The sequence below is a fragment of the Aporhodopirellula sallentina SM41 genome, from assembly GCF_000346505.1.
GTDB lineage: Bacteria > Planctomycetota > Planctomycetia > Pirellulales > Pirellulaceae > Rhodopirellula > Rhodopirellula sallentina.
Genome location: NZ_ANOH01000003.1, coordinates 58,628 through 70,040 on the forward strand (window position 1 = coordinate 58,628; position 11,413 = coordinate 70,040).

Consider the following 11,413-nt stretch of genomic DNA (forward strand, 5'->3'; position numbering starts at 1 on the left):
AGTCTCTTGCGACAACAAAAATATGAACAAACCATTTTTTCCAATACACCGCGGACGACCCAAGCCCGCGTTTACACTGATCGAGCTCCTGGTGGTGATTGCCATCATTGGGATTCTCGTCGGTCTACTGCTGCCCGCCGTTCAGTCTGCTCGCGAAGCGGCTCGTCGGATGTCATGCAGCAATCGAATGAAGCAAATCGCGCTCGCGACCCACAACTACGAAAACACTTTTCGTGTGATTCCGGCGATGACCGGATCGAGCAGCTTTTCAGTCCAAGCTCGCGTCTTGCCATACATCGAACAGGCTGGGCTCAGTGAGCTGATCAATTTCGAACAACCGTTGCTTGTTGGGCCTCCGTGGGCGGCCCAGTACAACACCGAACTCCGAGACGCTATTGAAACGATTGTTCCTACATTTCTCTGCCCGAGCGATGTTGGTGATCCTCAGTTCTCAACAACGTTCGCGGATTCGTCGGATGGCTACTCTGCGGGTCTGAGCTACATGTTCAGCTACGGCAGTGGCACCGATACTCACTACGACGATCGATATCGCACCGACGGGATGGTGTGGACCGATTCATGGGCGAAGTTCCGCGACTGTTTGGACGGTACGAGCCAGACCGTGCTGCTCGCCGAAACGGTCCTGGGTGACCAAACCAGCGGCATGACGGAAGCGACACCGAGCGGACCGCACCGCCGAATCGCGAACTGGAGCGGCACGTCTGGGAATGTCGCTCCAAACCCGGGTTTTCTCGATGGGGGAACCTTGATTTCAAACCCCGATCTGAAAACGCTGTTCCCGTCGAAGATCAGTTCCTACACAGGAAATCGCGGAGCGAGTTGGATTCGCGGCGTGCCTTATGCGACGGTGATCAATGGTTACATGACCCCCAACGCGTCCATACCTGATGTGGGGATGCATGGACGCGGGTTTTATTCGTCTCGCTCGTATCACACCGGTGGTTCGATGCATGCGATGCTCGATGGCAGCGTTCACTTCATTACCGATTCCATTGACCAGGACACGTATCACGCCTTGTTCTCTCGCGACGGGAAGGAGGTTGTGCAGTGGCCTCAGTAAAACAGACGTCGCTCTGGCTCACGACGGCTTGTGCGATCGTCACATTTGGATGCGAGGCTGCTTCGCACACGGAATCCGCCAATCCGACCGCATCGGTGCAGGTCGTCTACGAAAGCGAGCCGTTAGCCAATGTGCAAATCATGTTGAAGCAGACCGCGGACGGACCGGCGTTGACTCACGCAATCTCTGACCGTCTCGGCGTAGCCCGGTTCAAGGAAATGCCTGAGCCCGAACCTGCGGAATACGTCATCGCGATGGAATCTCTCAGCGATGGCGGATGGATCTTGGATAGGAAGGTGGTCGGCAAATTCTGCGACTCGCTGCGGCTGAAACCTTTCTCGCAATCACCCAATCAAATCATTGAACTGCCCAAACGTGCCGTTCAATTGCTCTCACCTACAAACTGAAATCAGGAACAATAATTATGTTAGTACGATTCCATTGCACGCTGTTGGCGGTCGCCACGCTATTGGGAGGAACGAGCCTTCATGCTCAGGGCCGCACGGTCGCGCGTTTGTTTTGGCAAGACCATCAGAATGCCAAGATGATGTGGGGCGACCTGCAGAAGACGAGCGAAGGGTACGCACTCGCAGAACACGAAGTCGAGGGCTTTCCGGCTCTCGATGTTGATGATCAATCACTAGTTCAAATGCAAACCGATGAAGGTTTGATTGTTGTCGGCGTTCGCGATGAAGCGGGTGGTGAGATCGGCAGCGGTTGGGTGGCGATCGAATCCGGTGCCTTCCAGGAAACGCATGGCGACCACTACCACTGGCGTTTCACGTCCGCTCCGTCGATTCACACGACACGCGTCGATGCGTCCCAAGGGAATCCGGCACACGTCTATCGCTACGACAACGCGTTTGTGATGGCGAACGACCAGAAGAACGGATTTACTATGTTGACGGCAAAATCGATTCGTGAGGCGGAGTCTCCCGAAGCGTCCGGCAGCTTTTTCGAGGGGGGCGGGAATCATATCACGTTGGCCGTGGCGGAGGGGAGAGTTGCCTACAGCACGTGGATCGATCGTGAAGGTGAAAACGCGGGACGTGTCGACGTGGTCGGGTTGGGCAACTGGGCCGGAAAGCGTTACCACGTTCATTGCCCATCGGGCGGCCTGCACGGTGCGACCTACAATTCGGGCAAGGTCTTCTTAGCACCGGCCGACGGTATCTGCTGGGTTGAGGCGGATCTCGACGTGAACCGGCATCCGGACTCGGTTGTCGTTCATCATTTACCGATCGGTACTGACGAGGAAGACAACCCGCTGCGCACCGGCGCGTTCCAGAATGTCGGTAGCTATGTGGTGTTCTCGAGCGGTAAAGGCGAGCAGTCTCGACTGTGTTTCGTCGATGCTTCGAAGAGCGAACCGACGATCGAGTCGTTGTCGCTGCAGATGGACGAGGGACAATCGATGCTCACTCCGATCGTCGGAAAAGGCATCGACGGCAGTCCGATTGCGTTGTGCTTTGCCGAGTCCAAGGATGCTCCTGAGAACGATCGACTCTATGTCGTCAATCTCGATCCTGATCGCAACGGCAGCTTTTCAGATGCGGTTGCGGGCGAGCCGATCGCGGTGGGACGCAGTCAAATCGAAGGTCATTTTGGTCACCACGACGCAGTCTTCCTGCCACGTGGTCGTCAAATGGCGATTACGAATCCCGGTGACTCGAGCATTTGGGTGATTTCACTTCGCGACCAAAGCGTGGCCGGAAAATTCGACTGCACCGGAACACCCACGGCACTACTTTCGATTTCCGACTGAGCGAATGATTCGGTCTTTGGCGTTCTCGTTGCCGAGTCGACAGACCGAGATAGGAAGTGCCTATCTGCGTACCGCGGCTAACGCCGATCGGCTGATGAGTTTTCGGATCGATTCCAAGTTCACGGGAATGCCGCAGTCGACTCGGCTGCGGCGTTTTCGTCGGACGGTCCGTATCAAGACGTGAATAAACTCAGAGCAACGACAAACGTGATCGCTTCTTGATATGCGACCATGCGTACGTCGAAGATATCCGCGATGAGTCGATTCCAAATCTCCCTTGCAAACCAACTCGTCACAAACATCACAATAACGAAGCGGACGAAATCTAGTAACGATGTGAGAATGATTCCTTGCAGTGGAACGTCCGCCGCCGCATCCGATAAAGCAAATCGGAAGATGCCGTATGCGGCTGAAAAAAGCACCAGGAGTAAATTGAATTTTGGGGTGATTTGAAGTTTGCGTTTCATCGTGACCAATAGCAGTGAGGAGAATGGAGAGAAGGGCGTCTATCTACGGGCGAGTCACGTCAGCATTTGGCCCCCGTCAACCGCGAGCAGTTGGCCGGTGGTAAGTTTGGTGCCTGTTGCAAAGAACAGGACCGCGTCGGCAATGTCATCCGGTTGCGATGGTTGCGGTATGGGATAGTTGGCAACCATTTCGTCGAGATCCCAGTTCGGGTTTCCCTCGCGAATCCATCTGCTGTCGATCGGCCCTGGGCAAACCGCATTCACTCGGATTTTCGGACCGAGGGCCCGGGCGAGCGATTTGGTCATCGTATTGAGGCCCCCTTTGCTGGCGCAGTAGGCGATGCACGAACCGGCACCGGTGAAGCCGGCGACTGAGCTGACGTTGACGACACTGCCACCCTCACCGTCGGCCAGCAATTTCGCGGCGGCTCGGGTAACGAACCAAGGCCCTTTAAGATTGACGCCTAATATCCGGTCCCAGGCATCTTCATTCATCGCCTCAAGATTTGCGTGTTCAATGAACTCGGTGGTAGCCGCATTGTTGACCAAACAGTCGAGGCGACCATGTTCATTTTCGATCTGGTTTAACATCGACAGGACTTGTTTTTCGTCCGAAACATCGGCTTGACACAACATCAAAGGGATGTTGAGTGATTCGATTTCTTTCGCCGTTTGTTTTGCCTCGGCTTCGCTGCGCGAATAGTTCACGATGACGCCATATCCGAGCTTTGCGAACTGAATCGCGCAGGCTTTTCCCACTCCGGTGGCTGCTCCGGTAACCAAAGCAATGGGGCGATTCGAAGAATTCATGTGGAGGTCCGGTTGAATAGAGAGGGGTTGGATAGAGAGGGGCAAATGAATGAGTTTCAGAAGCGGCATTACAAGCCAAATCGCCGGGCGTCGCAAGCAAACGTCACGCTGCAGTCGTGGTCGTCGGTGTTTGGATCGGAGGTTCTGGTTGGAACGTTCGTCGCGGCCGCTTCGATCGCACGGGTTGTGAGGGGGCCAAAATGACAGATTCGACCCGGCGCGCACTTCAGCGGCAACCTAGTTTTAGTTGCCAAGAACCGCGCTGGCTGCTGCGCGCTGAGTCACCCCCATCGAAAAACGCCTCATTCGGTTATGTCACACGATCAAGCCAACTCGTCGTCGTCAGAGCATACGCGTGTTGTCGGTCCATTGTCAGAAGATCAGTCGAGTGAATCGAAAAGGTCACGGCGGAAAGGACGATCCAGTGCTCGGGCAGTTCGCCGACAGCGATCCAGCGAGATTGCAACAACCTCAAAACCCTCGACCTCTTCGGAAGGTTCACCGGAGGAACTGCCGCGAGACTCTGCATCTCGGTATCAAGTTGTTGGCGAACTCGGACGAGGAGGATGGGGGGTTGTTCAAAGTGCCATCGACGGTCACCTCCAACGTCCCGTTGCGATCAAGCGAATCAGTGGGCCAGCCAACCCGTCGGACGGAGTGCGTGGTCGGTTCTTGCATGAAGCCGTCGTCACCAGCCAACTGCAACATCCCGGGATCGTTCCGGTTCACGAGCTGAGTGAGGACGATAACGGGAACGCGTATTACGTGATGAAACTTCTCGATGGGAAACCGTTTCATTACTTGATCCGCCAAGTACATGAATCTCAACGGAGCCATTCGGCGACCACTGGAGACGCTGAACTCGATCACAGTCTCACGGCGCATCAGGATCATGGGCATCAACAATTGTCCGAGGCGATTCTGCCATTGCTCGAACGTTTCATCGATATTTGCAATGCGGTGGCCTATGCCCACAACCGAGGTGTTCTGCATCGAGACCTCAAACCTGCCAACGTGATGGTTGGCGCGTTTGGCGAAACGATCATCGTCGACTGGGGGTTGGCAAAGCGTCTCCGCGACGATTCTACCGTTCGTGATGAGACAGCGATTGAGTGCGAATTGGATCGAGCAACACACTGTGCCGACGAAGCATTCGATGATTCGCAATCGGACCACACATCAGCAGGTTCAATCATTGGGACACCTGCATATATGTCCCCCGAGCAAGCGTTGGGAAACACCGATTCGCTGACGCAGACATCCGATGTCTATTCGCTCGGGGTGATGCTGTATGAGATTTTAGTAGGACGGCATCCGTTCAAAGGCCTCGATGTTGATACCGTGCTGAAACGGGTACGAACGGGTGAATGGGTGCCTGCAAAACAGGTGCGACGTGATGTGCCTCGCGCGTTGTCTGCGATTTGCGAGAAAGCGATGGCGCTGTCGCCGACTGATCGATACGAAACCGCCGAATCGTTGGCGGAAGATGTCCATCGCTATCTCGCCGGAGACGCAGTCCACGCCGATCACGAGAATTGGTTGGATCTCGCGAGCCGTTGGTGTCGGCGGCACCGAACGATCGCACTTTGCATCGCCGCGACCACGTTGCTGTTGCTAGTTGCGGCGACCATCTTTGGGTATTTCATTCACCAGGCACACGACGAAGAACGCGCCGCTCGGCTCGCAACAGAGACGGCTCATCATGAGTCGTTGCAATTGCTCGGAGAGAGCCGTGTGGCAGCAGACGGTTGGCTCATCGATCTGACCGGTTCGATGGAGTTCTACCCGGTCTTGACGCCGATTCGCAATCAATTGATCACGCAAGCGATCGAACACTACGAAGCTCTTCTGGAGCGTGAAGAGAACGAGTTATCACATTGGAGTGATGCAAACGTATCTGCGATCATGCTGTGTCGACGATGCGTCGAACGTTCCAAACTGCATCTGCGGATCGGCGACCTGTATCGATTGAGCGGAACTCACCGACCGGCACAAACGCACTATGAATCCGCGAGGGCGACGCTCGAGGCGTTGGACGAGATCGCTGATATCGATCAAGACTCCGTGGAGGAACGAACGTTGCAAAGAGCCAATATCTGGATTGGGGAACGTCTGGTTGATAGCGGAGCCAATTGGGCAATCGAACTCGATGCGTTCGACAGACACCGGCATGGCGTTGCGGCGTTGTTGGACGGCTATGGTTTGAAATCCACGAACGCGATGGGGGAACAACGCTTTCCACCTCGCGTGTTCGACCTTGTTTCCTCGCTCGCTCGACTGCATTTCACGATTGTGCGTGTTCATGGGACAGGCATGGATCATTCAGACTCCATCGGACATCTTGAGGCCGCCTATCGATGGGCGGACTGGTTGAGAAGGGTGCGTGGAAGCCTAGGCGACGAACGTCTCGTCACGACGATCGCTGTCGATCAGGCTGTCAAACTACAAAGTGCCGGACGTCACGAGGAAGCTGTTCAAGTTTGGAAACAGTTGTTGGATCGCCTGAATGAACAGATCGCTGCGGCACCACACCGGATTGATACGCGGCAAACCCTCGCCCAAGCGAGGCTGCAGATGGCCGATGCATTGGCGCGCACGCAGAACACGCGGCAGGCTCGCTCTGAATACCGCAACGCGATTGAGGAATTGAACCAAGTCAGGTCCATGGCGAACGTTGACGATCACTACCGACGGCAGTTGGTGGACGCCGAGAGAAGTCTGCGGGAACTGATCGCGAACGAAAACGCAGAGGAATAATTAATCCGGTCTGTGTTTCTATAAAAACGTTACAACCATCATTTTTGGATGCTTTGAACTCGAGGCGTTTGATCCGAGATCACTTTGATAACGTTCGAGTTGCGCGGCACCTAATGTGACCTAGTTTTCAGCAATTCGACTCGTTCTGCGCGAGTCTGCAGACCTGACCATCTCGTTGCGAACTATTCATGCCCGATCTTATCAACACCAACGTTCATCCGACGGTTCCCCCGCCTCGACATTTGATGGTCGAATCGGAAGCGGAAGCCACCATGCACCGACAGGATTTTCGAACTCCTGACGATGCGGTTGGGAACGAATCGTGTCTGGTGCAGATCTACCCCGTTGACGTGATCGACGGAATGTTACTGTTAGAACAAGGGTCGCTGACGATTGGCCGAGACATCGTGTGTGATTTGATACTGGATGACGTCAGCGTGTCGCGCCGGCATGTGGAATTGGTTCCGGCGGGCAAAGGGTATACTCTCCATGATTTGGGAAGTACGAACGGAACGCTTCTCAACGGGACACCGATCAACGGGCAACAGTTGCTCCGTTCGAACGACATTATCTCGATCGGCAGTTTTATTTTCAAATATCTATCTGCGGGCAGTGTCGAATCACAGTATTACGAGACAGTTTATCTGTCGTTGACCCGCGACGCGTTGACCGGGACGATGAACAAGCGGTATTTGCTCGAGTCGATGCAGCGTGAGATGGCGCGATCTCTGCGGCGTTCTCAAACACTCGCCGTTGTGATGATGGATATTGATTTTTTCAAGAGCGTCAACGACACGCACGGGCATTTGGTGGGCGACGAAGTCTTGCGTGAGTTCGGCAGGCGATTGCTGGAAACGTGTCGTGAGGATGACCTCTTGGCTCGCTACGGCGGCGAAGAGTTTTCGCTGCTGCTCGCATCGACCGATCGTGACGAAGCCCTTGAAATCGCCGAACGTTGTCGGTCCGCGATCGCGGAAGAACCGTTCGACACCGCAGTCGGACCGCTCGCAATTTCGGCCAGTTTCGGAGTTGCGTGCTACGACGGCGAGCAAGCGATGAAGCCGGCTGAGCTGCTCAAGGTGGCCGACGAGCGACTTTATGAGGCCAAACACAATGGTCGAAATCAGGTCGTCTGCTGAGTCGTTGCCCGGGGTATCGTTCTCTTCGTTCTGATCAATTGCGATGAACCGTTGCGGTTTGCTAAGACGCAAACCGGGATGAATGATTGTGCAGCAATTATCGAAAAACGAAACGGGCATATTTGCTTCGTTTCGGTGCTGCGCGATCGCTTCGTACTTTGCGTTTGTGGCACTTGCAGTTTCACCGAGCGATGTTTCACGCGTTCATGCTCAACAGGTGACAGTCAATTCGTCCGGCAATGACGGATTGGATTGGTATGGCCCCGGAGAGATGATTGTCGAGGACGAGTACGCCGCGGCAATTCCGAGACTGTCGCTCGAGGTTCCCGTGGAGCGGTTTCGGAGAGGGTTCTACCAGGGAAGCGAGGTTTCTGCGGGGCATGTTTTCGGCCTCGGGGATCGTGCCGGTGGTTTGAATCAAACGTTCTTCGAGTCGCGTATTTCTGTCGGTGTGCCGCTGGGCAGTTTGAAGAACATTCTCGCAGTGAGCCCCTTCTTTCGGTTCGATTTCGTAGACGGCCCGACCGAGATTGATGTCCCGGAGACGCTTTACAGCACTGGGGTGACTTTGCTGCAGCGAAAGGAATGGTCCGAGCGTTGCTCAACGACGGTGTTGTTGACGCCTTCGGTGCGCAGTGACTTCAGCACCGGTGAAAACGCGTTTCGTTTGTTCGGGCTTGGGATGGTCAATTGGCAGATCTCACCACGTTGGAATGTGGCTCTAGGAGCAGTGTATTTCGATCGCTCCGACCTGAGCGTTTTGCCTGTCGTCGGGGCAACGTGGACGCCGAGGCCATGGTGCAAACTCGATCTGACGATGCCGCGTCCGAGGCTCAGCTATCGATTGTGGAAAGACGGCGGGGTTGCTGAAGCTTGGGCGTTCATCGGAGGACAACTCGGTGGGAATACCTGGGCGGTGTCTCGAGATGACGGATCTCATGATGAATTGACAATCGGCGATCTGCGACTGTTGTTCGGCTATGAAGTGCTCCGCAAAGGGAACCGAGGGCTACTCGTTGAAGGTGGATACGCATTCAATCGAAGCATCGAGTATGAACGTCAGGACGTCGAAATCGATTTGGACGATGCCCTGTTTTTCCAAGCAGGATGGAAGTTCTAAGTGATAACGCTACTACGCTCTCGCCGTGAAACGCACCGCTCGGGTGGAGTGAGCAGATTGTTTTGGTGGGTTATCGTAGTTGCGATCGGTTTTTCGGCGACGCCCGCGCAAGCACAGCTACCGTCGGGCCTGACCAAGTCACGCTGGGCGATGGATGATCCCGAATACGCCGAAAAGTATTCTGTCGGAGCAGAGAAGACCAATGTGCCGGGCAAGATCAAACAGGCTGCCGACGCACGTTTCCTCAAAGACTCGTCAGGTGCCTATTTATCCGGTGGCTTAACGGCATTCGGTCAATCGTCCAACCCGATGGGAAGTCTCGAGTTGGGCTATGCCGGGTATGGGACTTCCTTCATGGCCAATCGGATGGGGTTCATCGCTGCTGCGAACGAAGACGATTACTTTCTCGGTGGTGAATTAGGAATGCGTTTTCAAACGCCTACCAGACTCGCCCCGTTTGTTGGTTGGGGCCTATTCGCAGGAGCGTCGAGCAAATCCGAACCCGCCGATGACGACAACCGCGACAATGATGACGACGGTGACGTTGATGAGTGGGGCGAGGAAGAGGAATCATTCGACGGCGCACTGATGGCGATCTACCCTGAAACCGGCATCCACTTTTGGTGGACACCGAGAGTCCGAATCAGCGGCTTCGGAAGGTATCTTGTTACCACCGAAGGCCGCGACGCCGATTCCTGGTACTACGGGATGTCGATCGCAATCATGTCGAAGTGACTACGTGGTAGAGTGCCGGGCTAAGGTCGTTGAACGTTGAGGTAGTTGCAGCGACGTTCCTTGCAACGACAACGCCACGGTCATGCATTCAACCGATGACGACGAAAATCAGTCTTCCGGTTTGAATTTCATCGTTCCTCCGACCACCGGCAGGGTGAGCTGCGTTTGTTGGAGGTCCAATGTGAGCTTCGTGCCTGGGGTTGGATGCAGCGTGTAGTCGCGATCGCTCGAAAAGACCATGAGTGCGATCTGCTGTCCTTTGGGGATCACTTGATCGTCGGGTTGGAGGTCGAACTCCACATCATAGAACTCGCCCGGAACCAACGGTTTGCTCTCTCGCATCGATTCGATGTTTTGCGGGTCGGCCCACCCGCGGGTGATGATGTTGTCGGTAATCTTGGAGTGCTTGTTTGTGTTCCAAGGCAGTGAGACCAACCAGACGCTCAGGTTCGCAGCAGGACGATCGCAAGCGATCCGCAGTTTGACTCGTGGGGTCCCCGAGAGATGAACCGCTTCACTCAACTCAGGCGTGGCATAGATCAGTCGATGTTCGGTGTATTCGGCCTGTGCGAGTGCTTCACCGGAGAATGAAAAGTTATCGACGAGAGTTTCCGTGCTAGGTTCGTCGATCGGTGTCAGTTGCAAGCCACCTTTTTGCGGAGCACCGGACACGGGGTAGACCACAACGTCTTTTGCCCATGGGTGTGGGTATTCAGGGTATTCCGTTGGGTTGGTTCGTTCGTCACCTTCTCGAACAATCCAAGACTTCGAATCGTTTTCAACTCCGTTGTCTTCACCATACAGATAGTGAGTGAACCATCGGTTCATCATGCTGATCGGAGGCGGGCCGCCGTGGCCGCCTTGATGCATGAACAGTTGCGTTTGAACGCCGTTTTTCTTCAGAGCCTGGTAGATGCGAATGCTGTGCTCGGGAACAACGTTCCAATCGTTGAACGCGTGCGCCATCAACACTGCCGCTTTGACGCCACCGACCCGATGCAGGTAATCGCGAGACTGCCAGAAGTCGTTGTAGTCGCCGGTCGCACGATCTTGATTGGCTATCATCAATTCGTCGCGCACGTGGCAATCGCAATAGGCCTGAGTCTCTTCGTTGCCACCGCTGTGGATGAAGTCGTACAGGATATCAATGTCTTCACCGAGGTATCCGCCGGGATGACGGACCAGCCCATTGGATCGGTAGTAGTGGTAGTACGAGGTGTTGGGTGCCACAGGAATGATCACTTCCAAACCTTCCACTCCGGTCGTTGCCGCGGCGAGTGGGATCGTGCCGTTGTAGCTGGTGCCGGTCATGCCGACCTTGCCTGATGACCAGTAGGCTTCGACAGGTTCACCGCCCACAGGCTCGGTAAATCCTTTGCCGCGTCCGCACAACCAATCAATCACAGCTTTGGGGGCGAGGGCTTCTGAATCATCACCGACGGTGGGACAACCTTGAGACAGGCCCGTGCCCGGTGCACTCGAATGAACGACGATGAATCCACGTGGAAGCCAATCGTTGATGTGTCGTTTCGAGTATAA

At 55.0% G+C, this 11,413-nt stretch carries 10 protein-coding genes; 8 read left to right on the forward strand and 2 right to left on the reverse strand.

The genetic code is table 11. The annotated features are described in order from the left end of the window. Window positions 1-22 precede the first annotated feature (22 nt). From RSSM_RS00275 to RSSM_RS00290, 4 genes are read left to right on the forward strand one after another with little or no spacing between them, the layout of a single operon-like run. Window positions 23-1,081 (forward strand): DUF1559 family PulG-like putative transporter, encoded by a 1,059-nt coding sequence (locus tag RSSM_RS00275; protein WP_044300321.1) that lies wholly within the window; start codon window positions 23-25, stop codon window positions 1,079-1,081. Next, window positions 1,069-1,488: a hypothetical protein gene (locus RSSM_RS00280; protein WP_008673118.1), complete on the forward strand. Its 420-nt coding sequence runs from the start codon at window positions 1,069-1,071 to the stop codon at window positions 1,486-1,488. The genes RSSM_RS00275 and RSSM_RS00280 overlap by 13 nt, the downstream gene beginning before the upstream one ends. A 17-nt stretch (window positions 1,489-1,505) precedes the next feature. Further along, complete coding sequence (locus RSSM_RS00285) at window positions 1,506-2,846, forward strand: hypothetical protein (protein WP_008673119.1); 1,341 nt, start codon at window positions 1,506-1,508, stop codon at window positions 2,844-2,846. 4 nt (window positions 2,847-2,850) lie between these two features. Beyond that, window positions 2,851-3,030 carry a hypothetical protein gene (locus RSSM_RS00290; protein WP_008673120.1) on the forward strand — a complete coding sequence of 60 codons (180 nt, stop codon included), beginning with the start codon at window positions 2,851-2,853 and terminating at the stop codon, window positions 3,028-3,030. 337 nt (window positions 3,031-3,367) lie between these two features. On the opposite strand, the gene RSSM_RS00300 is transcribed toward RSSM_RS00290, so the two are convergent. After that, window positions 3,368-4,123, reverse strand: a complete 756-nt coding sequence (locus RSSM_RS00300; RefSeq protein ID WP_008673122.1) for an SDR family NAD(P)-dependent oxidoreductase — start codon at window positions 4,121-4,123, stop codon at window positions 3,368-3,370. A gap of 312 nt (window positions 4,124-4,435) precedes the next feature. Here RSSM_RS00300 and RSSM_RS00305 point away from each other — a divergent pair, with 312 nt between their 5' ends. The 4 genes from RSSM_RS00305 to RSSM_RS00320 all read left to right on the forward strand — a co-directional run bounded on the left by RSSM_RS00305 (window position 4,436) and on the right by RSSM_RS00320 (window position 9,874). Then, window positions 4,436-6,880 (forward strand): protein kinase domain-containing protein, encoded by a 2,445-nt coding sequence (locus tag RSSM_RS00305; protein ID WP_008673126.1) that lies wholly within the window; start codon window positions 4,436-4,438, stop codon window positions 6,878-6,880. A gap of 188 nt (window positions 6,881-7,068) precedes the next feature. Further along, window positions 7,069-8,019 (forward strand): diguanylate cyclase, encoded by a 951-nt coding sequence (locus RSSM_RS00310; RefSeq protein ID WP_008673128.1) that lies wholly within the window; start codon window positions 7,069-7,071, stop codon window positions 8,017-8,019. Between the two features lie 217 nt (window positions 8,020-8,236). Continuing rightward, window positions 8,237-9,139 (forward strand): hypothetical protein, encoded by a 903-nt coding sequence (locus RSSM_RS00315; RefSeq protein WP_236620844.1) that lies wholly within the window; start codon window positions 8,237-8,239, stop codon window positions 9,137-9,139. Between the two features lie 48 nt (window positions 9,140-9,187). Then, the gene (locus RSSM_RS00320) at window positions 9,188-9,874 is read left to right on the forward strand and encodes a hypothetical protein (RefSeq protein ID WP_236620845.1); all 687 of its coding nucleotides are present in this window, start codon (window positions 9,188-9,190) and stop codon (window positions 9,872-9,874) included. Window positions 9,875-9,982: 108 nt separating this feature from the next. On the opposite strand, the gene RSSM_RS00325 is transcribed toward RSSM_RS00320, so the two are convergent. Continuing rightward, window positions 9,983-11,413: Xaa-Pro dipeptidyl-peptidase (locus tag RSSM_RS00325; protein WP_044300324.1), on the reverse strand; the 1,431-nt coding region annotated here is incomplete at its 5' end.